Source organism: Vibrio sp. E14, assembly GCF_020515785.1.
In the GTDB taxonomy this organism is placed as follows: Bacteria; Pseudomonadota; Gammaproteobacteria; order Enterobacterales; family Vibrionaceae; genus Vibrio; species Vibrio diabolicus.
Genome location: NZ_JAHPJI010000005.1, coordinates 147,885 through 171,894 on the forward strand (window position 1 = coordinate 147,885; position 24,010 = coordinate 171,894).

The following is a 24,010-nucleotide window of genomic DNA, read 5'->3' on the forward strand; positions in this document are numbered from 1 at the left end:
ATTGGCGCTCCCTATAACATAAACAGTTCACTTTTCTTAATTTGTTGAGATATCTTTTCTTTCCACTTTTTGGGTAAAAAGCGTAGCTTGGAAACTTGTCGGATCAACTCATCTTTCAGGCTAGGTGTATGCTTCATATTCAGCACGGAACCAATCAAATTCGCATCGCTAGCATCAAGTAGTTTTTTGGCTTGTTCGAGTTGGGTTGCCGTCGTAGAGCCATAATGTGCGACTAATAAGGTGGCATCACATACGCCCGCAATCACTTGAGGGGCAATATTGCTTCGGTTGACACTCAGAAGTGGAGATGTGTCTATCACGACACGCTCGTACTGCGTTAACCACTCTGCAATATTGCGCTTCAGCATTGTCGGATCTCGGTACGCCAATTGAGTGCTGGCGAGAGATGGAGCAGGGAGACCAACTAAGGTTTGATGCGTATTTTCTCTTGTGATCAGGTTACCAACTTTTTCTGTATCATCAAACTCGTGAATGGTGCGATACGCGGGCTTGAACAGGTTAAGATCCACATACAAAGTATTGTGTCCAGCTAAAACCAGACGCTCTGCTAGAGATGAAGCAACGGAAGTGACGCCGTCTTCAGACTTACAACCCACAACACAAATCGTTTTGTGGCCTTTCTGTTCACTCTGAAGATAAATTTGCTCAATCTCAGCGTGAGTGGCAGGAATAGTCATTACAACGCTCCTATTAACACGATGGTTGTGGTGATTTGTAAAATATCTCTTAATCCGGCTCTCGCTTTTTCAGCAAAGCTTTCGTCTTTATGTGGAATGTAAATAGTGTCGCCTGCACGGATGACTGGTAAATCATAAATGTTGGCGGTTTTGCTAAAGTTCACCAAATCAAATGTTCGAGCTTGGCCCTGACAGCAAGACATGTTGACCACACTGATTTTTTCAAGATACGCATTGTTTGTCGGGCCTCCTGCTTCGGCCAGCAAGTCAAGTACCGTCATGTTGTCATTAAATACATAGCGCCCAGGGTCTCTTACTTCACCTAATACACGCACGGTGGATTCTTTGGAGCGATCCAACCAGTTTTTGTTTTTTTCCGGAATGTAAATGGTATCGCCGGGACGAACGTGGGGAAGAATGGACTCATCGCCTGTTTCAAAGTACATCGACAAATTCAATTTACTCACTTTGGCATAGCCTAGGCCTCGGTGCGTCACACGAATATTGTGAATATCGGCATCCATTGTTGGTCCATCAGCGGCAGATAAAATATCCAGAAAGTGCATCTCTTCGGTAAAGCGATAGCGGCCTGGTGCATTGATTTGACCGAAAACATATATCGAGGCATCAGAGCTCTGGCTTACCCATTGCGATTTGTTGTCTGATGGATCGTCAGGTAATGCATGGACTCTTACTACCGTGCCAGCAGAAACTCGGGGCAGATTCGATGTTGGTGAGCCATCTAAAATGTATTGATCTAAATCGAACTGTGTCATTTGACCATTATTGGCGACTTCAATTTTTGTGGTGTCAGCTCTACGTGTTGGGCCGCCGACATGGGCAAGCAGATCAATTAAATCCATTTCGTCTGACCATTCAATACGTCCCGGGCGCACGACTTCTCCCATCACAGCGACCGCTCGACTTGGCGCCACTTTTAGCCATGACTTCTCGTTGAAATCGGTTTTTTCAGGCACGAAAATCGCGTCTCCGGGTCCGACATTCGGTGGTCTAACCGAAGACAGCCCCTCGGTATGCGCGGTTAGGTCGAATTTGATGACCTTACCATCGGCTTTTATGACACGAATTTGGCGAGATTCTGCATAGCGAGTAGGCCCGCCTGCATTGGCGAGAATATCCATGAAGCTAGCGTCTTGCTTTCCTTCATACGCGCCAGGGTGGGCAACTTCACCCATGACATAAACCACATTTGCACCCGCTTTGATTTCTTCTTCCTGTTTTGGAACAAAGATGGTGGCACCCGGTAGGATTTCTGGTAGTAAGCTTTGATCACCCGTATCTAGATACTTTTTCAGATTAAACATGGTTGGGTTGTTATTTGTGATCACGCGAATTTGCTCAACACTGGCATATCGTGTTACGCCGCCAGCTCTCATCACGACATCAACGAGCGTGGTGTTCGGTTTGTAAGAGAATGAGCCGGGAGCATTCACTTCACCAAAGACTTTGATGGCACGAGCGGAGTCTGCGCTATCGCCTGAGTTCGCGAGTTTTGCTGCATCAAATTCTTGCTCAATATTCCCAACGAGTGGAGATGCTGGAACAAACAGTACGTCCAGCGATTCTAATTTCGGGAGCTGGCTATTATCACCAGTATCAAGGAAACGTTTGTAGTCAAACTCGATGTTTTTGTCGCCGCGTTTAACGATCATTTTATCGAGCTGAGCACCAGCGCGAAGGCCGCCAGCTTCGTATACAAACATTTGAATGTTGGAACCTGAAGGTAAGGTATATTCCCCGGGTTTGACCACGTAGCCTTGGACCGACACTAATAACTGTTGTTGTTTGATAAAGACTCGAGCGTTGTTTACGTCACGATACACGGTTTTTAGCGTTTCGATAATCACGTCTTGGAGCTGTTGCTCATTATATCCAGCAACAAATACAGGGCCGACTTCCGGTAAGTTAATACGCCCACGGCGATCGACTTGAAACCCTTTATTTAAAGAAGCTTCTCCAGGTAGGTTAATCTGAATTAAATCGCCGACCTTAACAGTATTGTTTTCATCAGCTGACGAAGTAGGTACCCAAGCGACCAAGCACAAAAGAACTAAGGTGATAAATGGTTTCATCGTGTTCATAGCGCACCTCCTACAGATAGATTGCGATTTACTGAGGTATCGCTATCTGAATTAGGGCTAATAACCTCGATGCTTACGCGGCGATTGGTTAAACGCACGGCAGGTGTTTCACCCTCGTAAAGCGGCAGGCTATCTCCCACAGATTTGGTGGTTACGCGTTCTGAAGTGATGCCAAATACAGTCAGGTAACGCTTCACTTGTTCTGCACGCGCTTGAGCGAGTTTCTGGTTGTAATCTGGTGAGCCAGTGACATCGGCATGCCCAGTCACCACAAGAGTTAGGTTAGGGTGGTCACGTAAAATGTAGGCAGCTTCTGCCAAATGTCCCATGTACTTTGGATTAATTTCTGCTGAATCGACAGCAAATTGATTATCAATATTGAGGAGTGCATAAATTTCAGCGACGACGTTCAAATCGCTACGCAATGCTTCAATATCATCGGGTGGCGTACAAGTGGTTTGGCTTAATACATAGTCGAGTTGCTGTTCAAGTTGGTTTAAACGTCGACGTTGAATCACCAGATCGTTAGCTGCATCGAGTAGAAGTCCGCCTTCTAGCTCACGTGCGATTCTGTTTTGCTTCTCAAGCGCTTGCACTACTGCTGCAGGAAAGCACCAGCGTGCGCCTTCTTGAATCAACGCGTCTAGGTGTAGCTTGGTGAGTTGCCAATCAAACCTCAACCCATGCTCTGGACCTAACGGCTCATCGGGCATGACTGGGGAAAACTGATAATTTTCAATTGATATATCTTGATAGTTTTCCGCCAAGCCACCTTTTCCGTGGTCTGGGTAGTCAAACGACGAACAACCAAACATGCCGACAACAAGACCGCTTACTACATATCGTCGTATAAGATTTACCATGCCAACCTCCGTTTAAACCGGTATTTTTAGTGTCCTTTTGAGTTAACGGGAATAGCATGGTTAATACGAAGCAAGCTCATGATTTCTAAAGGTTGGCCTGATACGTTTTCAATACTCATGCTTCTTTCACGTTCAACTAGACGCTTATATAAGTAAACAATGGCACCAATCCCTGAAGAATCAAGAAATTGGACGTGCTGTAGGTTAATTTCGACTTCTTTGTGATGATTGTCGTGAATTACTTCATCAATGTAATGTTGTGCTTGTCGACAGCCACTTGCGTCTAAGTCACCAAAAAACTCAATGGCTAATTTGTCTTGATTAATTTCTAGTTTGCGTAATTCCATGACTCTATCTCCGTTTGTTTTCTCTACTTGGATATAGAGCAGGTAACGTGCCAAATTTAAATGCAAATAAAATCATATGGTTATGAGTATTTGGTGATGTCATTCAAATTGAGAAGGAATAGGTTCTCAATTTGAGAATCAAAAACGCATAGACAAACGGCTTGTTCAGGAGAGAGGTCGAATTAATATCGAGCGCTAAAGCAAGAGTCTCATCGAGATTAGATTGCGACTTGATTTGAGACTCACTCATCCTATTGTGAACAATGTGTAAATATTAAATGCAAAATCTGTCTAAAGTTTATGATTGTCCTTGCAAATCATTACTTAAGTTGATTGTTCTGAGTCGAAGAATGACTAGTAACAAATAGGTCATCTAGAGGAGTTACGGTTCAATAAAGGCGCTTTTTTGTACAAGGTCTTCTTATGCCATTAAAAATGACATTAATCGCGCTGGCTGTTATGACAGCGTCTTCACAGCTTCAAGCTGATACTTCTCTCACACCTCCAGTTTCTCTTGCGCAAAGCTATCAAGATGGTATCGATGTATCTGAATATTGGTATAGCGAAAAACTCGACGGCATTCGCGCCTATTGGACCGGACAACATCTCGTGACGAGAAATGGTAACCGAATCTACTCTCCAGATTGGTTTATTGATTCGCTACCTGACTATCCGTTAGATGGTGAGCTATGGGCGGGACGAGGCAATTTTCATCTCGTACAACAAACGGTTTTGGATAAAACGCCTGTGGAGTCAGCTTGGCGAAACATTGATTTTATGATCTTTGATATGCCGTATTCTGCTGGTGATTACCGGAAGCGTTATTACAACATCAAAGACTTAGTGCTCGAAGTAGACCAACCTCATATCAAATATGTCGAACACCGAGCGATCCAAAATGAAGCTCACCTGTTTGCGCAATTGGATAAGATTTCAATATCCGATGGTGAAGGGGTGATGCTACGTAAGGTATCAAGCCGTTATCAAGCTGGACGTGGTAGTGATTTACTTAAACTGAAACGATACGCGGATGATGAAGCGCTAGTCGTGGGCTACAAGCCAGGCACGGGGCGTTTATTGGGTATGATGGGGGCGATGTTAGTTCGCTTACCAGATGGTACAGAGTTTTACATTGGTAGTGGGTTTACCGATGAAGTGCGTCGTCAGCCTCCGAAAATAGGTTCAACCGTCACGTTCAGGTACAACGGTTTTACTCATACCGGTAAGCCACGTTTTGCCCGATTCTTGCGTGAGAGGCTGAAGGAATAGAACGCTCTGTACTTACTATTTACCAACGGTTACGCCGCATCGCTTGAAGAGACCCTGCCAAAACTGAACGTGGTTTAGGGTTTCTTGTCTAAAGGTTTTGTGTGCCTCTTTTATACCATATTGATGACCATGAAGTTGCATACGCTTTTCTATCAAGGTGGCGCCATCATGAAGTTGCTGATAGGTACTGTCTAAATAGGCTAAGTAAGGTTGCACTTCTTCAACATAAATGAATTGAAAGACATTTCTTAGGTAGCGGAACTGGGTCACGTTTCGGTTTGGCCCGCACAACACATTATTCTGATGTTGTTCAAGTAACTGAGTCGTAGCTTTTAGCCAGTGAGAAGCGTTTATCATCGAATAGTAAAGCCGTCCGATTAAACGAGATTTCTCTAGCTCTTCTTGATATTGCACAATCTCAATATCGGGCAGACGTGAAATGGCGCGATGAGGCAAGCCGTACATTTCACTGAAAAGACGATAGACGTCGTTAATACGTGCAACATCATTTGGTGTTTCTTGAGATAGCCAATCCGACGCCGTTAGCTGCTTTTGCATTGCATCACTCGCGAGTAGCAAGTTGTCAAGATGAGTACCTAAATGTTGCCACTTGGTTGAGTAAAGCTCTGTTAATGTAGTACGTTCTTCATCGCTGAGCTGAAATTCGGATAGACATCGATTCATGACTCGTAACAGTGAAGTTTGGTAATCAAAATCATGAAAGGCATCTTGCACCTTACCAAGTTGCGAGTTTTTCTCGGCAAGTAGATTGAATAATCCACACTGGCGTAATTGGTAGCTTTCTAGTAAACCAATCGATAGCCTTGGAAGTGGCTCGAATAAGTCACGTTTTGCAGGTATGGTCACAGTAGGTTGCGATTCGATTGGAAGAGTAGGAGCGTCCAACACATTGGCGACACGTTGGTGATACTTGTCAAACATGGCGTTTTCTGGGTTGAACCAGCTATCGCAACCGTTAAGAAACAAGACTAGAAACAATAAAATAGACCGCACAAATATCCTTTTTATAACTTCGTATTCGTCACCCAGAGAGCAGACTCAAGTGGCTCACAAGTTTGTTATAAGTATACTCAACAGCGTTATTATTCGATCAAAAAAGCCAGCGTGTGCTGGCTTTTTCTTATTATCACTGAACTGAAAAGTTCAATTGCACCTCTGGTTCTTGGCGGTGCATCCAGCGCATTCTTACCCCTAACATAAGTGCGGCAGAAGAAAGGCCGATGATAAAGCCTAGCCAGAAACCTTGCGCTCCCATTGGCTCGACGATCCAGTCTGTGCGGCCAAGGACGTAACCCATTGGTAAACCAAGAATCCAGTAGGCGATAAACGTACGGTTGAAGATGGCTCGCATATCTTTATAGCCACGCAGTGCACCTGCCGCGATTACCTGAACTGCGTCCGTACATTGATAAACAGCAGCAAATACGAGCAGTTGCATCGCTAGAGTGATGACTTCTGGGTTGCTAGTGTAAAGTTCGGCAATCCATTCACGAGACAATACGGTTAATATCGCTGTAAGAACAGATAGACCTAGACCAACCATGATGCCCACTCGTGAAGCAACGCGAGCGCCATCAACGTTTTCTTCGCCAAGTCGGTGTCCGACACGAATACTCACTGCCGCACCGATACTCATTGGAAGCATAAATACTAGCGACGAGAAGTTAATCGCAACCTGATGCGCAGCAACGATGATTGGTCCTAGTGGTGAGACCAATAGTGCAACGACAGCAAATAGTGTCACTTCAAAAAACAGCGCTGCTGCAACAGGAAAGCCGAGCCTGAACAGACGAACTTGCGCTTTCCATTGTGGTCGATGCCATTCACCAAATAAGTTGATGCTTTTAAGTCGATCTGATGTCATTACATAAAGCAATAGTAGGGCAAACATGACCCAGTAAACAATCGTGGTTGCGACACCACAGCCAATACCGCCTAATTCAGGTGCTCCAAACTTGCCATACACGAAAATCCAGTTTAGGGGAATGTTGAGCAGTAAACCGATAAAGCCAATGACCATTGCTGGTTTCGTCAATGACATACCATCCGTAAAGCTTCTAAGCGTTTGAAAAAGCAAGAAAGCAGGCACTGCTAAGATAACAGCATGAATGTATCCCACTGTTTTTTCTGCCATCAACGTTCCAACATCCATAAATCCGAGAATAAATTGGGTTTGAAGCAGCACTGCAATAATCGGCACACTGATCAACAATGCCAAAACGACGCCTTGTTGAATTTCAAACGGGATTTTTACTCGACGACCAGAGCCATTTAACTGTGCGACAACAGGGACTAACGCCATTAACAAACCCACACCAAATAAAATGGATGGAAGCCAAATACTTGAAGCGACAGAAACCGCAGCCATGTCGGTGGCACTAACGCCTCCGGCCATAACGGTATCAACAAACCCCATACCAGTTTGAGCAACAGATGCGATCAATACCGGGGTCGCCAATTTGATGAGACTTGATGCTTCTTCTTTATAGCGATGCACGAAAAATACTCCAGAGCGGAACAATAAGTTGAAAGAATGAGAGCGCTCGAGGACAAAAGATGTGGTGAACTGATCTGATGGTTGATTTTAGTCACGATAAGGTGAAAAAATGCCTCGGAGAAACTCCGCGCAAATGATAAACAATTGTATGTTTATATTCCATAGTTAGGTTGCGAATAGTGGATAACACTAACTTAATGCTCGCTAAGCTCAGGATACGCTAATACTGAGAGCCGTAATAAATCATGTTAATGTTAGAAGCCTGTATGAGAACAAGGCTCCATTTTTCAATAGGTCGTTGCTCTATAATCTACAGGTTTGATCTCGATACACAGTGCTGTGCTTAAGGCTCTGTCATCGATTGCAGCTTGTATGAAATCAATAGGTAAAAAGAATGTTTACAGGAATAGTTCAGGGTACGGCTAAGGTCGTTAAAATTGATAAAAAAGAACGCTTTCAAACGCATGTTGTCGAGTTAAGCGATGAGCTTTGTAAAGGATTAGAAATAGGGGCATCTGTCGCTCACAATGGCTGCTGCCTGACCGTGACCAATATTAATGGCAACCTTATCAGCTTTGATTTAATGCAAGCGACATTGGCTCTCACCAACTTAGGCGAGCTAGTTGAAGGTGACAGCGTAAACATTGAGCGAGCGGCTAAGTTTGGTGATGAAATTGGCGGACACAGCATGTCTGGCCATATTAGTTTGATGGCTGATATTGTCGAGATCATCGATACGCCTAATAACCGCACGATTTGGTTCCAACTGCCGCAAGAATCAATGAAATATGTATTAGCGAAAGGTTATATCGGCTTGGATGGTTGTTCTTTGACGATTGGTGAGGTTGAAGCGTGTCGTTTTTCAGTACACCTAATTCCAGAAACCTTGCAACGAACACTCTTTGGAGTAAGACAAGTAGGGGACCGCGTTAATATTGAGTTTGACCCTCAGACTCAAGCCATCGTTGATACTGTTGAGCGAGTTCTCGCAGCAAAACAGCTTTAGAATAATAAAAAGGAGCCAAGTGCTCCTTTTTAATTCAAGTGACTTTGTGTTTTCAACGCTTACATGCTGGAGTTGTTATTCGTAATTGTCATCGATAAACAGTTCGACTTTATCTTGCAGCTCATCTACTCGCATATTTAAGTGAATGGCATGGCAACAAGCTGGGCAATCATCATAAAACTCTTGGTCACCATTACTTGCATCTAGTGTAATGCCGATTGAATGTCCACAATGGGGGCATTTGACATGCCTTTCGGTATAATTTTTCATACAACAACTCCTAATATCGCAGGGCTTTTAAACACTCTATTCTTTAAGGAAGTACAGCCCTTCACTTACTTTGCCTACAAGGAAAATAGGCACAATCCAAAGTTAAGTCTCCTTTGATATTAGGTGGAGTTGTTGCTAATTGAGTCGAAATAAGTATAAAACTTGACCCCAAACTCAACCTTGAGCTTAGGGGCATTTTCTGTAGTGATGTGCCTCGAGGTTTTACATCTTGAAATATGTAGTGGCTTCCAAATTAATAAGAAATAATTTTATTAATAACTTGTTGAGCCTGCTCCAAGTAATGGCCGCCAAATAAATTGCAATGGTTGAGAACATGGTAAAGGTTATAGATATCTTTACGCTCTTGATAACCAGCAGAAAGTGGCATAACAGATTCATAACCTTGATAAAATTCCGGTTGAAATCCACCAAAAAGCTCAGTCATCGCAATATCACACTCCCTGTCACCCCAGTAGCAGGCGGGGTCGTAACAGATAGGGCCACATGCCGTGAGAGCCGCATTCCCATTCCATAAATCGCCATGCAGCAAGGAAGGCTCTGGAGCATGGTTTGCTAGCAGTTGTTTTACGACATCTATAAAGTCGTCGATATCAACTAAAGTGACGCCTTTTTCTTTAAGAAGTTGTAATTGCCATCCTATGCGTTGTTCAGCAAAGAAGACACACCACTTCTTGTGCCACTTATTGGGTTGTAGAGTGGATCCGAGGTAGTTATCCGTATCAAAACCAAATTCCTTTTGCTCGCCCCATTGATGAAGGTGAGCTAATTGCTGTCCTAATTTAAAGCTGTTTGGGCCATCTTCTAATGGCTTTGTTGGAAGGTAGTTAAGAATTAGGAATGAGGCGTTTTTGGTTTTACCAACCAATACAACCTCTGGAACAAATAGGGTAGATGTCTCGCGCAAAAGATGCAGACTTTCTGCCTCAACTTCAAACTTAGACAAAAACTCGCGATCGTTAATTTTCACGAAATAGCGCTGTTCGCCGTCATTGATCATGTAGCTTTCACTGATATCCCCACCAGACAGTCTTACTTTTTCCGTGATCTGGTACTCGAATAATAAAGTATCAGAAAGCTGTTGCGATATTGCTTGCCACATACAAAACCTCGCGAATCTATTTGACCACCAACAGTTTAGGATAAAAAGCAAGGTGTTGGCGCTACGTTGAGCATACTTCGTAAAGAAACCTTCCTCTCAGTGTAGTCAATTTGTATAAATGTGAATCAAATCGCTTATAAGCCTCTGATTTGTCGGCATAGCATATGGAGATGAACGTATACAACAGGTATTATTATTTTTTTGACGTTAGTTCCATTGGTGACATGAAAATACTGATATGTGATGACTCAGCGGTTGCAAGAAAGCTCATTGCGCGCTCCATCGTACAAGATACATCATTGCACCTGATCGAAGCTCAAGATGGGTATGAGGCGCTAAATATTCTTGCGGAGCAAAATATCGATATTTTGTTTCTCGATTTAACGATGCCGATCATGGACGGTTTTGAAGTCCTCGAGTCATTACCTGTTAGTCACTACCAGACTAAAATCGTCATTATTTCTGGAGATGTTCAACAAGAGGCAAAACAGCGCTGCATAGAGCTAGGTGCTCAAGCTTTTATCGCTAAGCCTCTGACAGAAGAGCAGGTGATACCGCTCTATGAACAATTGGGGCTGCACTATGCGTTCAAGCCTAGCCATTCGATTGATCCTAAAATCCAGATTTGCGAGGAGTTCTCCTCATTAGCCAAATTCCGCGAGATTGCAAACATTGCCCTTGGTAAAGGGGCTGCGATTATGGCAGACCACTTACACGAGTTCATCCAACTTCCTGTTCCACATGTTGGTCCGTTATCCTATGGCGAACTTCATATGACGCTTGTCGACGTTGTTGGGCGTGATGGCTCCGTCGCGGTTGCGCAGAGGTTTGTTGGTGGCGGTATTCATGGTGAAGCTCTGGTGTGTTTACGTGGTAGAGACATCAATCAAATTGGTGAGAAGTTAGGCTATCTGCTTGAGTTTACACCTCATAATGAAATCATTTTGAATATCTCGAACTTACTGGTTTCTTCATTTCTCACATCGTTAGGGGATCAGCTCGACAAGCAATTCTCACTTCGTCAGCCAGGCATTGTGGATACGTTAACGCCTTACTGTGAAGAGCAGGGTGAATTAGGTGAGCTGTTTACTATCGAATACACCTACATGGCAGAAGCGCTCGATTTTGAGTGTGAGGTACTGTTTTTAATTGATAAACCATCCGTAGAAATTATTTATGAAATCATGGAGCTAATCTAATGTCCGATATTACGCTGGACATAGCAGACTTTCATTGGGTCACACAAATTCTCGATACGATGGATTCAGGGCTTATCGTGTTGGATCAAGAGTATAAGGTCTGTGTGTGGAACAGTTTTATGCAGTCATACAGTGGCGTTCTGTCACAAGAAATCCTTGGCCAATGTTTATTTGATCATTTTGAAGAATTGCCAAAAACTTGGCTAGAAACCAAGATAAAAACCGCCGCCGATCTGGAAACTCGTTCCTTCTCTAGCTGGGAAAACCGACCGTACCTTTTTAAATTCAACAATTTTTCTCCGGTTTCAAACAGCAGTGATTTCATGTATCAAGACATCGTAATCACCCCGTTAATCGGGCTCTCAGGAGAGGTCAGCCACATTGCTATTCAAGTGAATGATGTCTCTGAAACGGCAAGAAATCGCATTCATTTGAAAGAAACAAATCAACATTTGTCTGAAATCAGTCGCAAAGATGGTTTAACAGGTTTATTTAATCGTGCTTATTGGGAGCAATCGCTGAAAGAAGAGTTTGCTCACCTAAAAGTTATCGACGGACCATGCTCATTAGTAATATTTGATATCGACCACTTTAAAAAAGTGAATGATGCCTATGGTCACCCGACGGGAGATGAAGTCATTCGTCGTACTTCTTCGTTATTAAGAAAGACAGCAAGAAGCAGTGATGTGTGCGGTCGTTTTGGTGGAGAAGAGTTTACGGTATTGCTTCCTCATACGAATCAAGAACAAGCTTGCTATTTCGCGGAGCGTTTACGTAAAAGAATTGAGCAAGAGATCGTGAAAGTGGAAGATTTTTTGATTAATTACACGATAAGTATTGGTGTTTGCGAGTATAAACCTTATTTTGAAACTCACACTCAATGGTTAAAGAGTGCCGATGCTGCGTTGTATCGTGCAAAAGAAAACGGTCGTAACCAAACTTGTTTGCATGAAAATGACTGAAATACAAAAAGGTTTGAAGAAACCCTGTATCCGAACGCAGTGAGGCAAAGCGCAATTGTTTGAAAAACATCCAGTTGGTTCGTGAATGTTTGTTAATATGAAATAAGTTAATGAAATTTTCTCGGCATGTCTTACTATTGAAACTATTCCGCTTTCAGCTTCGAAGGCTTGCAATAAACGGAGAAAAACAGTGGTTTTAGAAACCGATGGATATCTCGCTCTTATCGAGCACTTGTCGCTAAATCTAGATATTTTCACGACTGAAATTGGCGACACTGGATCCGAAAGCATCGAAGATGTCGTCACCGATATGGTGGCTTCAAACATCATGGCGATCTTTGAGCAAAACCCAGAGCTTCACTCAAGCGTACGCTTCAAATTACTAAAAGAGGCGGATGCGGTTGTTGAAGATCTTGGCGAGATATTGGCTGGTGTATGGCATAAAAAAGCGACTAATGAACAGATCACGTTCCTTGATGAATACATCGCTTTGGTTAAAAACCTATTCGATACTGCCGTTGCTACTTACGATTGATATTGTTTGATACCAGTCCCAGTCATCTCCAATTCTAAAAGTAAGAAGAGTTACATTGTAACTCTTCTTACTTGCCAAAACTTAGATGCCCAGTATGGGTTGTCGATTCTTGAAATGATCACACCTTTAGACGTTGACGCATGCATGAACTGCTTGTTACCCAAGTAAATCCCTACATGATAGGTCGTCCGTCTTGTCTTAAAAAACACCAAATCTCCTTGTTTGGCGTCCGTCCAATTTAATTCCACACCTTGTTTCGATTGTTGTCTCGTTGTCCTGGGTAACGATAGCTGATAAGCCTCGACAAAGGCTTTTTGCACAAATGCCGAGCAATCAATACCAGATTTTTGTGTGCCGCCTAAGCGATAAGGTGTGCCATGCCATTCTGTATAAAACTGGAACAAGTCAGGGTTATTGTCCAATAACTGATTTGTAGGTGTTGTCACTTGCACTTGCTCGCTAGGTTCAGGCCCAGAAGAGCAGGCGCTTAGTAGCACACTGATTATCAAAGGAAAATATACTCGACGCAAATCACCACCTGTCATCTCTACGACTCACAACTGAAATATTAGTGTCATAACCAATCCATAGTATGGGCTGCAAATCACGGTTTTGTCTCACAAATGTGACGGAATTACTGCAAAGCCGATTCAACCTTAAGAAAGAATAAAAATTGATTATGGCAAAGCGAAAACGCTCACGCACATCACTTTCACTGATTCAGGCTGTTAGTGCAACATTCTTAACTATCATAGCTCTTGTTATAGCCCTTTCTGTCTCAAGTTTCAAAGGAATGGAACAGGTAGGAGAGCAATTTGAAGACTTGTCGCAAAAAGCGTTACCAATCGCGATGGCGAACGCAAAGTTAACTAGGAATGTATTGGAGATGGTTAAGCTACTCAACCATGGTATGCAAATTACTGAGCCAAAAGAGTTGCCTCTAATAAAAGAGCAAATCGATTCACTTGCGACTCAAAGCAAAAGTTTGGTTGGAGAAGCTTCTGGTGTTGCTGAGCAACTCTCTGAGGAGTTAGATACAAATTTAGCGCGTTTACATAACGTCACGCAGTCCATTTTACTGAAGCAATCTTCAGTGATAAAAATTCAAATGGATATTGATGCAGGAGTTGGTGGGTTCCGCTATGGGCTCAGCTCTATCGGCCCGGAAATGAATCGAATCAGCTCGTTTCTTAGTGCCGAAAATCCTGAATCGAGTGATGCCGCCAACCGATTTATTGCTTCAGCGAGCTCAATGGAAAGCACCTTCTTAGTAATGATGATGCATTCTGAGCTGAGCAAAGCCGAAAAAGAATATCGAGAAATGCGTAACCGTATTGCAGGTATTAATCTCGCCTATGAAGATTTCCAGTCTTTACATCCAGAAGTAAGCGAATATGCAAGCCTAACGGCACCGTACGAGATGGTGAAGCAAGGCTTTAGTGAAAAGGGCGTGCTGCGTTTGATCCTCGCCAAACTAGAACAAGGGGAAATGCAACGTTCAGAGTTTAAACAGGCTTCGATTCTTGCGGATGAAACCATGCGGTTGCTTGATCAAATATCACAAGCTGCTGGTGAGTTGATTGCGGATAAAGAGAGTGTGGTCAATGAGACCATTGAGTCAGTGAGTGTTATGATCGTTTTTGCAGCGTGTGTGATTTCTTTCATTATTCTGATCACTTGGTTCAGTCTAAAGTCATGGACAAACCGAGGGTTAAGAAATGTACTAACGCGTCTTTCCGCACTTACCGAGCATGACTTCCGTGACAATGCACAAGAGGTTGGTCCTTATGAGCTGAAAGAAGTAGCAAGAAAACTAAACCAAGTGATTGATTCAACAAACAACTCTATCCAAACAGTTACACGTAACTGTGAGACGCTTTATCAGACAGCCGAAGTCAGCCACAGTGCAGCTGAACAAACGAGCGATGGGTTGACGACACAAAATGAAGCGTTGGCGAGCATGATCACGACCATTACGCAACTTGAAGCCTCCATTCGTGAAATAGCAACAGTGACAAATGCCTCGTCACAGGACTCGATGCTTGCTACCAAGCACACTGAAAAAGGCGTTCAAGTTGTGGAACAAAACCGTGAACGTTTGGAATCACTTGAAAGCTCTTTGGATATGAATGAGCAATCTATGTTAGAGCTAAACCAGCGTGTTAAGCAGATTCGTGAAATGGTCGATATGATCAGTGGTATTGCTGACAACACAAACTTGCTTGCTCTCAACGCAGCAATAGAAGCCGCTCGAGCTGGTGAACAAGGGCGTGGGTTTGCAGTTGTCGCGGATGAAGTCCGCAAACTAGCAAGTGATACTTCTCAACAAACAACGAACATCCGAGCAATGATGAGCGAGCTTATTACTGCCGCAGAGCGTTCGCGCCAAGCAGTCAATGATTCAAGAGAAGAAATGGCCCACGCACTGCAGTCCAGCAATGAAGTGAAATCGACATTCTCTGATATCAACCTCGCGGTTAAGCACATTCAAGAACGTGTTGAGCAAATCTCAGTTGCTACAGAAGAACAAGAACGGGCGACGGCAGATGTATCTCAATCCATTACCCATATTTCTGACCTTGGCGAACGTACAAAGCTGCAGCTTGAGTCTATGGTTGAGAGTTCTGAGCAAGTGGCGGAAATTGCGGGGCATCAACAAGCGATGTTGCATAAATACGAGCTACATCAGTCCGCATAAGTGACATGTTTTCATCTTCTAAAAGCAGAACTTCGGTTCTGCTTTTTTGTTGCTTCTACGCACCCTCTCATTGCTATTCAAATCGCAAAAGTGAGTTATATCGCATCTTGCTCATTTCTTAAGGGCTGAGTTATCACTACGTGGTGTTAATGCTATCTCGGTGAAACAAGATGGCTAGAATGTCGTCCGAATTCAAAGGAATGAATCATGCAATTATTACAAAGAGCTAGCCTTATACTGGTTAATCATCAGCAAGAACTTTTGCTTATTCAGCGTTTTCAAAACGATAGACACTATTGGGTTTTCCCCGGTGGCAGTGTTGAGGTAGGAGAGCAGCCTGTTGAAGCCGCGAAAAGAGAAGCGCTGGCAGAAACCTCATTGAAACTCAATTGGGTTGAGAAGGTTTTTGAACTCGAAAATCAAGGGCGCTTAGAAACCTATTTTCTCTCTTATGTCGGGAACTCAAAAGTGAAACTGGGGGCTGGGCCAGAGCAAGTCAGAAAATCAGATGCTAATCAGTACCATTTAAAGTGGGAGCGAGTAGAGCAACTTCATGCGATTCCTTTATATCCAGAACAAGCCAAAGCTTTCTGCTTAAACAACGAGGAGTGGTTTTGTGATCGATAAAGTTTGTCCCGTCGTTCTGCGTAAGCAAAACCAAGAGCTCCTACTTTTTAAACATCCGTTGGCGGGTATTCAGCTCGTCAAGGGCACTATTGAGACGTTTGATGAAAGTTACATCACGGCTGCAAAGCGGGAGCTTGCTGAAGAATCTGGAATTACGCACGTTATCTCCGCTCGGTATTTATGCTCATGGGACAGTGGCTTTCAAAATCAAGTATGGCACTTTGTTTCGTGCGAGTGTGCTGACCTAGCGGATTCATGGACGTTTCATACGCAAGACGATGGCGGACATGATTTTGCGTTCTTTTGGCACGATATAGGGAGCGATATTTCCTCACAAGCGCATACCGTTTTTCAGAACGCACTGGAAAAAGTTCGAAAACTGATAGACCAAGACTTCTGTTCTAACATTGGTGTATTTTAGCGAAATGCCAAAGCTAACACTATGCTTCTATCAGGAGCGAATAAATTTCTTTCGCACGCCTCACGTACTGTTTAAAGGCACTGTCGATCTCAAAAATGGCTATGAGATTACAAATGTTTAACTGACTTCTATATGCTTTGCGCATTCATTCAGATAAGGAAACGATAATGGATAAATTCGTCGTGTTTCTCTTATGCCTTTTTATGACAGTTGGCGGTGTGGTTCATCTTTATGACAACATTGCTAACGGTTTTTTGCCTTATGATTTTGCGCCACGCTGGTTGAATATTTATTGGAGCTCATTGGGGCTGTTAGACTTACTAACGGTGTATCTGTTGGTGAAGCACCGTCGCTCCGGATTAGTACTTATGCTATTGATTCTGACGACCAATGTTATTTTTAGCTCGCACGCTCACTATACATTAGAAATATTGGACAACAATGCCGCACTTCAAATGAAAACACTCTTTTTAGGTTTTTCATTCGGCGTATCTATCTGGTTATGGAACGCGCGTAAACATCGACAATCACGCCAGATATTTCGTTAACTTTCACTTTTCATCACTCAATTAAGGATAGTAAACAGGGATTCGTTATGAACGATTTTAAAGACTTGGCCAGTTTCGCTGGTTTCAGCGTACTGACAGGTTTAAGCTTTGGTACCACTTTCTTCAGTCTGGCTTTTCTATACAGCTCAATAGAAGCACAACAAGCAATGAATACTAATGCTTTGGTGTGCACGGTGCTTGGTGTGGTTGGTTTATTTGTTGGTATTACTCAGTTAAACAAAAAACGTCAACTAACGGAGAGTGAATCCACTAGCTAGCATCGCAAGGATGAAGTGGTGTTTAACTGGTTGGTGTTTAGGTTTAGTCTATTCGCTTTGTTTACGCACTTCATCCACAAAAACTTTTCTTCAACTGTTGCGTCTTCTTCGGTTATAGCGAAAAGGTTGCGTTAACAGCTTGTCTAATCGTTGTTCTGTTTCATTCCTAATTTCCGGTATACCAATTACGACATCATCATGGCCAAGTTCAGGCTGAGCTCGATATGTCCCAAAAAGTCGGTCCCAAACAGAAAGGAAGAAACCGAAATTCGAGTTGGTTTCTTTTGCTATCACGGAATGATGAACGCGATGCATGTCTGGCGTCACTATGACGTTTCGCAGTTTCTGATCCGCTGATAAAGCCAGTTTTGCATTACTGTGATTAAACATCGCACTGGCATTGAGCACTATTTCGAATACCACGATAGCGATAGGAGAAACGCCTAAGATAAATACAGTGGCAATTTTGACACCCATCGAGATGATGATTTCGATGGGATGAAAACGTGCGCCAGTAGTGACATCAATGTCGAGATCGGCATGGTGCATTCGATGAAGCTTCCACAGTGGCTTTACATAGTGAAAGACCACATGCTGAACGTAAATGACGAAATCAAGCAGAATAACCGCTAGAAGCACGTTTAACCAAGCGGGCAGGGAGAGCAAATTAAATAGTCCCCATTGTTGCTCCTGAGCGATAATTGCAGCTTGAAAGGCGGCGATAGGCATGACTAACACAACAATCAAGCTATTCACAGCAACCAGTGATAAGTTATTGATCCAGCGAAACCCGCGTGAAGCGGTAAGTGTTTTTCTCGGCAGTTTGTTTTCCCAAAGGGCACAAAGTAATAATACGCCGAGAAAAAAGCCTAATCTTATCCACGAGGGATCTTGAAACGTCGTTTCTGTCACTGTCATTTCCTTATTTATTACTTTATCTATGACCGAGGTAAGGGGGAAATTATTTCAACAAACAGTAGGGTGTGTTGAAGGGCTTATCTTGAGGCGAAACCATAATGTCAGTAGAATCGCGCTCTACTTTTTACTTGGCATTACTTACCATGAGAATTCACGCTTTCCACCGTTTATATCAGTACCGACAATCTATCTCAACCAAGCCTTTCAACGCGCGTGGATGTAAAGTGGTTCGTTGCCAATATTGCCAGGTTTCTGAGCAACACTGTTTGTGCGATCTTCAGCCAAACATCAAGGCTAATATTGCATGTATGTTGATTGTTTCTGAAAACGAAGTATTTAAGCCAAGTAATACCGGTCGTCTAATTGCTGATACGATTCAAGAGACTTACGTATATCAATGGAACCGAACAGAACCGTCTGAGGAGATGCTGGAGCTACTACAGGATGACAACTACCAACCAGTGATTGTATTTCCTGCAGACTATGTGGATGAACCATCTCGTTTAATTGAAGATCTGGAGCCTGCGCGATTAATAAACGAAGAGGCTCAGAACAAAAAATGGTTGCTGATCTTTATTGATGGTAGCTGGCGTGAGGCACGAAAGATATTCCGTCGTTCTGACTTTCTTAAATCTTTGCCTGTGCTTTCTATTGAGCCAGAATCTCTGTCTGAATACATCATGCGCCGTTCTGAGAATGAGCAGCATCTTTCAACCGCCGAAGTCGCGACGTTAGTTTTGAAACAAGCCGGTGAGAATAAAGCATCGGAATGCCTGCAGTTGTGGTTTGAAGCCTTTAGAGAAACCTACATGTTGACCAAGACCCGAGTCAAAAACGATCCCAACCGACCGCATTTAAAACGTTTCAAAGAGTGGGTGAAAACCGAGAGCTGACTCTAAGGAATGAACTTTTGTTGATGGCATGTTGTTCAACTGGCTGCGGTGAGGGGATAAATCTGCATTCGGTCACGGTTTGCAGGCGTACAGATATGGATAATGCCACTAGTTTATACTTTTTGACTCCAGCCATTTTTGGAGTCGTTTAAGCATTTTTTAGGAGAGAAATACATGTATTACGGCTTTGATGTCGGTGGCACTAAAATTGAATTTGGTGCATTTAACGAGAAGCTTGAGCGTGTAGCGACGGAACGTGTACCTACACCAACAGACAACTACGAGCTGCTGGTTGATACCATTGCGGAATTGGTTAACAAATACGATGCAGAGTTTGGTTGCGAAGGCACCATTGGTCTTGGCTTACCAGGTATGGAAGACGCCGATGATGCAACGGTATTAACGGTTAACGTTCCTGCGGCGAAAGGCAAACCACTGCGCGCGGACCTTGAAGCGAAAATCGGTCGCAGCGTAAAGATTGAAAACGATGCGAACTGTTTTGCGCTATCAGAAGCATGGGACGAAGAGCTTCAAGATGAGCCTTCCGTACTTGGTTTGATCCTAGGTACTGGTTTTGGTGGCGGTTTTATCTACGATGGTAAAGTTTTCTCTGGCCGCAACCACGTAGCAGGTGAGGTGGGCCATACTCGTTTACCTATCGATGCTTGGTTCCACTTAGGCGAAAACGCACCTCTGTTGGGCTGTGGCTGTGGCAACAAAGGCTGTTTAGATAGTTACCTATCTGGTCGTGGTTTCGAGCTTCTTTACGCGCATTACTACGGCGAAGAGAAGAAAGCGATCGACATCATTAAAGCGCACGCAGAAGGTGAAGCGAAAGCCGTCGAGCACGTTGAGCGTTTTATGGAGTTGCTGGCTATCTGTTTTGCAAACATCTTTACAGCGACTGACCCACATGTTGTTGTGCTAGGTGGTGGTCTTTCAAACTTCGAATTGATTTATGAAGAGATGCCAAAACGCATCCCTAAACACTTATTGTCTGTGGCTAAGTGTCCTAAGATCATCAAAGCAAAACACGGTGATTCAGGCGGTGTACGCGGTGCTGCGTTCCTAAACATCAAGTAGTGACTGAAACGTTACTCGATATAAAGTAAGAAGAAATCTACGCCCCGTTTAGACCATCAAGGTAAAAACGGGGCTTTTTACTTATATATAGAAGTAACTCATATACCCAAGTAACTTCTATATGCTTGGGTATAGAGCACGAACAAAAATAGCATGCATAAAAAAACTCGCGACGAATCGCGAGTTTTCTGTTTACAGCTAAGCTTATTTGTTCTTTTTGCCTACGCCTAGGTTTTCTTTTTGAGCTAGGGTAATTTTGCTAAAGCCTAATTTTCTGAAGTAGTTATCGCGGTAGTTGCGCACCGCTTTAGTGTCAGACACTGCTTCGATTTGTTGCTCCATCTTTAGGAACTCAGTGATATCGATACCTTCTGCTTCTGCAACCGCTTCTTGAATGTTGCGGTGCTGCTGGTATGAGAACGTCAGTTCTTTGTTTTGGTCTTTGTAAGTGTAAAGAATGGTGCGAGCCATAGCTGTCTCTCTGAAAAGGTTTCTGTATTAAACAAAAAGGCCAGACTCGCTGACCTTTGAATTTCTAGTTTGGGCTAGATTCTGCCTTGAAGTGGGATAATTGTCACGCTTTCTCCCGCTTTTACTGTATCAATAGCTGGGGAGATTTCGATCAAACAGTTCGCCTCACTCATTGAGCGCAAAATACCAGAGCCTTGCTTGCCTGTTGTACGAACGGTTAAACGGCCAGTGTCATCCAGTTCATAGATTCCTCGACTAAACTCGGTACGACCTTGGCGAGAGCGAAGATTCTCAGTCGCGATGGCATTCACTTTCAGAGGCTTCCAGCCTTGTTCGCCTTGCATCTTACGCAGTGCAGGCTCGACAAAGTTAATGAAAGAAACCATCACGGCAACAGGGTTGCCCGGCAGACCAAAGAACGGCTTGTTGTTGATTTGACCAAACGCTAGTGGACGTCCCGGACGCATGTTGATTCGCCAAAAATCGATTTGACCAAGTTTATCCAAGGCAAGTTTGATGTAATCCGCATCACCAACAGATACGCCACCAGAAGTCATAACCACGTCCGCTTGCGCCGATGCGTTTTCCAACGCTTCAATCATTAACTGTTCGTTGTCTTCCAGAATACCGAAATCCAAGATCTCGCAGCCGAGCTTTTCAAGCATGCCCATGATGGTAAAACGGTTGGAATCGTAGATAGAATTCGCTTTTTGCTCTGTTCCCGGCGCTTGTACTTCGTCACCGGTGGAGAACACGGCAACTTTCAATTTGCGGAACACATTCGCTTCACCAAAACCAAGCGAAGCGATCATGCCCATTTCTGGAGAGGCTAGGCGAGTGCCTGCGGTAAAGACGTCACTGCCGATAGCGAGATCTTCACCTGCTTGACGAACGTTTTGGCCTGCTTTGATATTCGAACCGTTAAAGGTGACCTTGTCACCTTCTTGAGAGGCTTGCTCACGCATGACCACTGTGTCGCCGTTACGTGGTGTTGGTGCGCCAGTCATGATCTTCACCGCTTGACCAACTTCCAGAGGCTGATCGTAAGCATGGCCCGCCATCACTTCAGCAACCACTTGGTAGCTATCGCGGTCTACATCATCACTGCGGATGGCGTAACCGTCCATCGCGGAGTTGGTGTATTGCGGCACGTTTACTGGTGAAATGATATCTTCCGCGAGAACGCGGCCATAGGCGTTTTCAATCTTGCATGCTTCTATTTCCGAAACCGTGTTCACCAAAGAAAGGATTTTTTCTTGGCCTTGAACCACAGAAAGGAAAGCCGGAGAAAGAGTGTCGCAACATGCGGCGTCTTTCTCTTTAGATTTTGGTGCTTTTGCTTCTTGAACGTATTGAAGAACAAATTGAGCGATGGCATCCAAATCATTGATGTTCATTTGAGGGAGCTCAGAATCTAACTCCGCACTGTCGGAAGCGATAGCAATGATGTTGTCATCGTGAGGGTAAAGCCAAGGTTTACCCACTTCTTCACGGTGCAATTCAATTTTAGGAAACGCGATGTTTTTACAGCCTTCGACCAAAACTACATCAAGATTGTCTTCATCAAAACGTGTTAATAGGTATTCAAACTCTGCTTCGGCTTCTCGTGTTTCTGTCATCAACGCAAAACGGTTGCGAGAAGCAATCAGCATTTGAGAGGCGCCAGCTTTGCGTAAACGGTGGCTGTCTTTACCCGGCTTATCGACATCGAAGTTGTGGTGCGCGTGCTTTAGCATACCGATGCGTAAACCTGCTTCGGTCAACTTTGGTAGCAATGCTTCAAGTAGCGTAGTTTTGCCCGTGCCAGAGTAGGCAGCAAAACCAAGAATAGGGATGTTTAGCGTGTGTTTCATGATTCTAATTGTCCAAATTGCGCCAGTTCTTCCGGAGTGTTCAAGTTGACGAAACAGTTTGGTGAGTCGCTAAAGTCAACGTAACTGGTGTTGCACTCTTTGTAGAGCAGAATGATTTTGCGGTCGCCACGTTCTAAAAATGCGGTGAGTTTTGGCAGTACGCGTTTGTGGTAGAGCGTGAAAACAGGTTGCTGATGGTCACCATCATGCGCGACCAAAATATCGCTGTCTTCTTTGGCGGCTTGGCAGAAACGCTCGACAAGGTCGGTGTTAATTTGTGGGCTATCGCAAGGTACAAATCCAACCCAGTCAGTATCAGCATGCATCAAACCTGCGTGAATACCGCCCATAGGTCCAGGGAAATCTTTGAATTGATCACTAAATACGAAACCAAATTTGCTGTACGCATCTTGGTTTCGGTTGGCATTAATTAAAATGCGTGGTGTTTGTGGAGATAAACGTTCAATAACGTGTTCGATGAGTGGCTTCTGATTTAATTCAATCAGACCTTTATCTTTTCCACCCATACGACTGGCTTGGCCACCAGCCAAAATAACCCAACTAGTTTGTGTTGGTTGAAGCATATGCATTCTCTTGGGATGTTTCTTTTGGTATGACATACAACAGAGGAGACTCTATCAAAGTCTTGTCTTTAATCCACCACTGTTTTTTACATAAGTCGGTCAGTGCGTTGGTTTGATGGCTTGTCACCACAATACTGGAACCACGATCCAAAAGATCTTTCGCCATCACCACCAATCGTTCAATGGATTCTTGGTCTAAAGACGCACTTGGCTCATCCATCAATAAAATCGACGGTTTTAAGATCCAAGCCCTTGCCATGGCAACGCGCTGTTTTTCACCGCCGGACAACACGGAAATATGTTCGTCCGCTAAGGTTTCTAAACCTACCATGCGCAGCGCGTGAATAACTTGAGCTCGCTTATCTTTTGGTGTGTCTTGTTGATATTTAACTCCATAAACTACGTTCTCATATACAGTGCCGTCAAAAAGGTAAGGAGATTGATGGAGATAAATCACATCGACACGACCATTGCGACGCGTCAGTCTTTTCAGCCACGTATCTTTTGGCGCAACAACGTCGCCAGTAGAGGGTTTGAGCAAGCCAGCAAGGATTTTGAGTAGGGTAGTTTTGCCCACACCATTGTCACCCTTGAGATAAATGGCATCATTTGGGCCGATGGCTAACTCAGGGATGTGGAAAAGCACACGCTCTTTAAAGCGCATGGATAACTGCTCGGCGGTGATTTTTATAGTCATAATGCGCCTCTACATGGGGTTAATGGTGAGTCGTTTGTTTGCTTCATGTT

At 43.8% G+C, this 24,010-nt stretch carries 26 protein-coding genes; 12 read left to right on the plus strand and 14 right to left on the minus strand.

The features are described from left to right. Window positions 1–11 precede the first annotated feature (11 nt). Genes LIX84_RS15285 through LIX84_RS15300 form a run of 4 tightly spaced genes read right to left on the minus strand, consistent with a single transcriptional unit; the run spans window position 12 to window position 4,010 of the window. Window positions 12–698, minus strand: a complete 687-nt coding sequence (locus tag LIX84_RS15285) for an AAA family ATPase (RefSeq protein WP_226421667.1) — start codon at window positions 696–698, stop codon at window positions 12–14. After that, window positions 698–2,800, minus strand: coding sequence for an SLBB domain-containing protein (locus tag LIX84_RS15290; protein WP_114322354.1), 2,103 nt, complete (start codon window positions 2,798–2,800; stop codon window positions 698–700). The genes LIX84_RS15285 and LIX84_RS15290 overlap by 1 nt, the downstream gene beginning before the upstream one ends. After that, window positions 2,797–3,663, minus strand: a complete 867-nt coding sequence (locus tag LIX84_RS15295) for an OmpA family protein (RefSeq protein ID WP_046875254.1) — start codon at window positions 3,661–3,663, stop codon at window positions 2,797–2,799. Before LIX84_RS15295 ends, LIX84_RS15290 begins: the two co-directional genes overlap by 4 nt. 26 nt (window positions 3,664–3,689) lie before the next feature. Further along, on the minus strand, window positions 3,690–4,010 hold the full coding sequence (locus LIX84_RS15300; protein ID WP_124008851.1) for an STAS domain-containing protein: 321 nt from the start codon (window positions 4,008–4,010) through the stop codon (window positions 3,690–3,692). A gap of 423 nt (window positions 4,011–4,433) precedes the next feature. Here LIX84_RS15300 and LIX84_RS15305 point away from each other — a divergent pair, with 423 nt between their 5' ends. Further along, window positions 4,434–5,279, plus strand: coding sequence for a DNA ligase (locus tag LIX84_RS15305; RefSeq protein ID WP_104974120.1), 846 nt, complete (start codon window positions 4,434–4,436; stop codon window positions 5,277–5,279). A gap of 15 nt (window positions 5,280–5,294) precedes the next feature. Here the strand turns inward: LIX84_RS15305 and LIX84_RS15310 are convergent, their stop codons facing one another. Next, entirely contained in the window at window positions 5,295–6,293 is a 999-nt protein-coding gene (locus tag LIX84_RS15310) for a DUF3080 domain-containing protein (protein ID WP_226421668.1), read from the minus strand. A 133-nt stretch (window positions 6,294–6,426) separates the two neighbouring features. Beyond that, window positions 6,427–7,797: an MATE family efflux transporter gene (locus LIX84_RS15315; protein ID WP_226421669.1), complete on the minus strand. Its 1,371-nt coding sequence runs from the start codon at window positions 7,795–7,797 to the stop codon at window positions 6,427–6,429. A 394-nt stretch (window positions 7,798–8,191) separates the two neighbouring features. Here LIX84_RS15315 and LIX84_RS15320 point away from each other — a divergent pair, with 394 nt between their 5' ends. Further along, the gene (locus LIX84_RS15320) at window positions 8,192–8,803 is read left to right on the plus strand and encodes a riboflavin synthase (RefSeq protein WP_054867079.1); all 612 of its coding nucleotides are present in this window, start codon (window positions 8,192–8,194) and stop codon (window positions 8,801–8,803) included. A gap of 75 nt (window positions 8,804–8,878) precedes the next feature. Here the strand turns inward: LIX84_RS15320 and LIX84_RS15325 are convergent, their stop codons facing one another. Next, a complete protein-coding gene (locus LIX84_RS15325; protein ID WP_005396219.1) occupies window positions 8,879–9,073 on the minus strand; it encodes a CPXCG motif-containing cysteine-rich protein in 195 nt (64 codons plus the stop codon). Between the two features lie 253 nt (window positions 9,074–9,326). Next, window positions 9,327–10,193 carry a fructosamine kinase family protein gene (locus LIX84_RS15330; protein ID WP_005396217.1) on the minus strand — a complete coding sequence of 289 codons (867 nt, stop codon included), beginning with the start codon at window positions 10,191–10,193 and terminating at the stop codon, window positions 9,327–9,329. 224 nt (window positions 10,194–10,417) lie between these two features. Between LIX84_RS15330 and LIX84_RS15335 the strand changes: the two genes are divergently transcribed. The 3 genes from LIX84_RS15335 (at window position 10,418) to LIX84_RS15345 (ending at window position 12,889) form a co-directional block, all read left to right on the plus strand. Then, window positions 10,418–11,392, plus strand: a complete 975-nt coding sequence (locus tag LIX84_RS15335) for a response regulator (RefSeq protein ID WP_046875314.1) — start codon at window positions 10,418–10,420, stop codon at window positions 11,390–11,392. Beyond that, window positions 11,392–12,354: a GGDEF domain-containing protein gene (locus LIX84_RS15340; RefSeq protein WP_226421670.1), complete on the plus strand. Its 963-nt coding sequence runs from the start codon at window positions 11,392–11,394 to the stop codon at window positions 12,352–12,354. Before LIX84_RS15335 ends, LIX84_RS15340 begins: the two co-directional genes overlap by 1 nt. Window positions 12,355–12,544: 190 nt before the next feature. Continuing rightward, window positions 12,545–12,889 carry a DUF3802 family protein gene (locus LIX84_RS15345; protein WP_005396212.1) on the plus strand — a complete coding sequence of 115 codons (345 nt, stop codon included), beginning with the start codon at window positions 12,545–12,547 and terminating at the stop codon, window positions 12,887–12,889. A 50-nt stretch (window positions 12,890–12,939) separates the two neighbouring features. Here LIX84_RS15345 and LIX84_RS15350 read toward each other — a convergent pair whose 3' ends face one another. Next, the gene (locus LIX84_RS15350; protein WP_005396208.1) at window positions 12,940–13,434 is read right to left on the minus strand and encodes an NlpC/P60 family protein; all 495 of its coding nucleotides are present in this window, start codon (window positions 13,432–13,434) and stop codon (window positions 12,940–12,942) included. A 134-nt stretch (window positions 13,435–13,568) separates the two neighbouring features. On the opposite strand from LIX84_RS15350, the gene LIX84_RS15355 reads away from it, so the two are divergent. From LIX84_RS15355 to LIX84_RS15375, 5 genes are all read left to right on the plus strand, one after another. Then, window positions 13,569–15,587 (plus strand): methyl-accepting chemotaxis protein, encoded by a 2,019-nt coding sequence (locus tag LIX84_RS15355; protein WP_226421671.1) that lies wholly within the window; start codon window positions 13,569–13,571, stop codon window positions 15,585–15,587. A 207-nt stretch (window positions 15,588–15,794) separates the two neighbouring features. Further along, window positions 15,795–16,214, plus strand: coding sequence for an NUDIX domain-containing protein (locus LIX84_RS15360; protein WP_226421672.1), 420 nt, complete (start codon window positions 15,795–15,797; stop codon window positions 16,212–16,214). Next, entirely contained in the window at window positions 16,204–16,635 is a 432-nt protein-coding gene (locus tag LIX84_RS15365) for an NUDIX hydrolase (RefSeq protein ID WP_226421673.1), read from the plus strand. The genes LIX84_RS15360 and LIX84_RS15365 overlap by 11 nt, the downstream gene beginning before the upstream one ends. Before the next feature lie 167 nt (window positions 16,636–16,802). Further along, window positions 16,803–17,183, plus strand: a complete 381-nt coding sequence (locus tag LIX84_RS15370) for a hypothetical protein (RefSeq protein WP_226421674.1) — start codon at window positions 16,803–16,805, stop codon at window positions 17,181–17,183. 47 nt (window positions 17,184–17,230) lie between these two features. Then, entirely contained in the window at window positions 17,231–17,461 is a 231-nt protein-coding gene (locus LIX84_RS15375) for a hypothetical protein (protein ID WP_170902029.1), read from the plus strand. A 90-nt stretch (window positions 17,462–17,551) separates the two neighbouring features. On the opposite strand, the gene LIX84_RS15380 is transcribed toward LIX84_RS15375, so the two are convergent. Further along, window positions 17,552–18,373, minus strand: coding sequence for a sterol desaturase family protein (locus tag LIX84_RS15380; RefSeq protein ID WP_226421675.1), 822 nt, complete (start codon window positions 18,371–18,373; stop codon window positions 17,552–17,554). A gap of 149 nt (window positions 18,374–18,522) precedes the next feature. Here LIX84_RS15380 and LIX84_RS15385 point away from each other — a divergent pair, with 149 nt between their 5' ends. After that, window positions 18,523–19,272: a tRNA-uridine aminocarboxypropyltransferase gene (locus LIX84_RS15385; protein ID WP_170902312.1), complete on the plus strand. Its 750-nt coding sequence runs from the start codon at window positions 18,523–18,525 to the stop codon at window positions 19,270–19,272. A gap of 174 nt (window positions 19,273–19,446) precedes the next feature. After that, complete coding sequence (gene nagK / locus LIX84_RS15390) at window positions 19,447–20,355, plus strand: N-acetylglucosamine kinase (protein ID WP_226421676.1); 909 nt, start codon at window positions 19,447–19,449, stop codon at window positions 20,353–20,355. A 204-nt stretch (window positions 20,356–20,559) separates the two neighbouring features. Here nagK and LIX84_RS15395 read toward each other — a convergent pair whose 3' ends face one another. From LIX84_RS15395 to LIX84_RS15410, 4 genes are all read right to left on the minus strand, one after another. Beyond that, window positions 20,560–20,826 (minus strand): DUF2960 domain-containing protein, encoded by a 267-nt coding sequence (locus LIX84_RS15395; RefSeq protein WP_138954071.1) that lies wholly within the window; start codon window positions 20,824–20,826, stop codon window positions 20,560–20,562. Window positions 20,827–20,900: 74 nt separating this feature from the next. Further along, window positions 20,901–22,679, minus strand: coding sequence for a bifunctional molybdopterin-guanine dinucleotide biosynthesis adaptor protein MobB/molybdopterin molybdotransferase MoeA (locus LIX84_RS15400; protein ID WP_226421677.1), 1,779 nt, complete (start codon window positions 22,677–22,679; stop codon window positions 20,901–20,903). After that, a complete protein-coding gene (mobA, locus tag LIX84_RS15405) occupies window positions 22,676–23,263 on the minus strand; it encodes a molybdenum cofactor guanylyltransferase MobA (RefSeq protein ID WP_226421678.1) in 588 nt (195 codons plus the stop codon). Before mobA ends, LIX84_RS15400 begins: the two co-directional genes overlap by 4 nt. Beyond that, entirely contained in the window at window positions 23,241–23,960 is a 720-nt protein-coding gene (locus LIX84_RS15410; RefSeq protein WP_005396189.1) for an energy-coupling factor ABC transporter ATP-binding protein, read from the minus strand. Before LIX84_RS15410 ends, mobA begins: the two co-directional genes overlap by 23 nt. Between the last annotated feature and the right edge of the window lie 50 nt (window positions 23,961–24,010).

Coding starts and splice junctions, on each gene's coding strand:
- LIX84_RS15285 (WP_226421667.1), bottom strand. CDS start 698: ATGACTATTCCTGCCACTCACGCTGAGATTGAGCAAATTTATCTTCAG.
- LIX84_RS15290 (WP_114322354.1), bottom strand. CDS start 2,800: ATGAACACGATGAAACCATTTATCACCTTAGTTCTTTTGTGCTTGGTC.
- LIX84_RS15350 (WP_005396208.1), bottom strand. CDS start 13,434: ATGACAGGTGGTGATTTGCGTCGAGTATATTTTCCTTTGATAATCAGT.
- LIX84_RS15355 (WP_226421671.1), top strand. CDS start 13,569: ATGGCAAAGCGAAAACGCTCACGCACATCACTTTCACTGATTCAGGCT.
- LIX84_RS15320 (WP_054867079.1), top strand. CDS start 8,192: ATGTTTACAGGAATAGTTCAGGGTACGGCTAAGGTCGTTAAAATTGAT.
- LIX84_RS15410 (WP_005396189.1), bottom strand. CDS start 23,960: ATGACTATAAAAATCACCGCCGAGCAGTTATCCATGCGCTTTAAAGAG.
- LIX84_RS15400 (WP_226421677.1), bottom strand. CDS start 22,679: ATGAAACACACGCTAAACATCCCTATTCTTGGTTTTGCTGCCTACTCT.
- LIX84_RS15330 (WP_005396217.1), bottom strand. CDS start 10,193: ATGTGGCAAGCAATATCGCAACAGCTTTCTGATACTTTATTATTCGAG.
- LIX84_RS15375 (WP_170902029.1), top strand. CDS start 17,231: ATGAACGATTTTAAAGACTTGGCCAGTTTCGCTGGTTTCAGCGTACTG.
- nagK (WP_226421676.1), top strand. CDS start 19,447: ATGTATTACGGCTTTGATGTCGGTGGCACTAAAATTGAATTTGGTGCA.
- LIX84_RS15335 (WP_046875314.1), top strand. CDS start 10,418: ATGAAAATACTGATATGTGATGACTCAGCGGTTGCAAGAAAGCTCATT.
- LIX84_RS15385 (WP_170902312.1), top strand. CDS start 18,523: ATGAGAATTCACGCTTTCCACCGTTTATATCAGTACCGACAATCTATC.
- LIX84_RS15325 (WP_005396219.1), bottom strand. CDS start 9,073: ATGAAAAATTATACCGAAAGGCATGTCAAATGCCCCCATTGTGGACAT.
- LIX84_RS15295 (WP_046875254.1), bottom strand. CDS start 3,663: ATGGTAAATCTTATACGACGATATGTAGTAAGCGGTCTTGTTGTCGGC.
- LIX84_RS15340 (WP_226421670.1), top strand. CDS start 11,392: ATGTCCGATATTACGCTGGACATAGCAGACTTTCATTGGGTCACACAA.
- LIX84_RS15360 (WP_226421672.1), top strand. CDS start 15,795: ATGCAATTATTACAAAGAGCTAGCCTTATACTGGTTAATCATCAGCAA.
- LIX84_RS15370 (WP_226421674.1), top strand. CDS start 16,803: ATGGATAAATTCGTCGTGTTTCTCTTATGCCTTTTTATGACAGTTGGC.
- LIX84_RS15305 (WP_104974120.1), top strand. CDS start 4,434: ATGCCATTAAAAATGACATTAATCGCGCTGGCTGTTATGACAGCGTCT.
- mobA (WP_226421678.1), bottom strand. CDS start 23,263: ATGCTTCAACCAACACAAACTAGTTGGGTTATTTTGGCTGGTGGCCAA.
- LIX84_RS15395 (WP_138954071.1), bottom strand. CDS start 20,826: ATGGCTCGCACCATTCTTTACACTTACAAAGACCAAAACAAAGAACTG.
- LIX84_RS15300 (WP_124008851.1), bottom strand. CDS start 4,010: ATGGAATTACGCAAACTAGAAATTAATCAAGACAAATTAGCCATTGAG.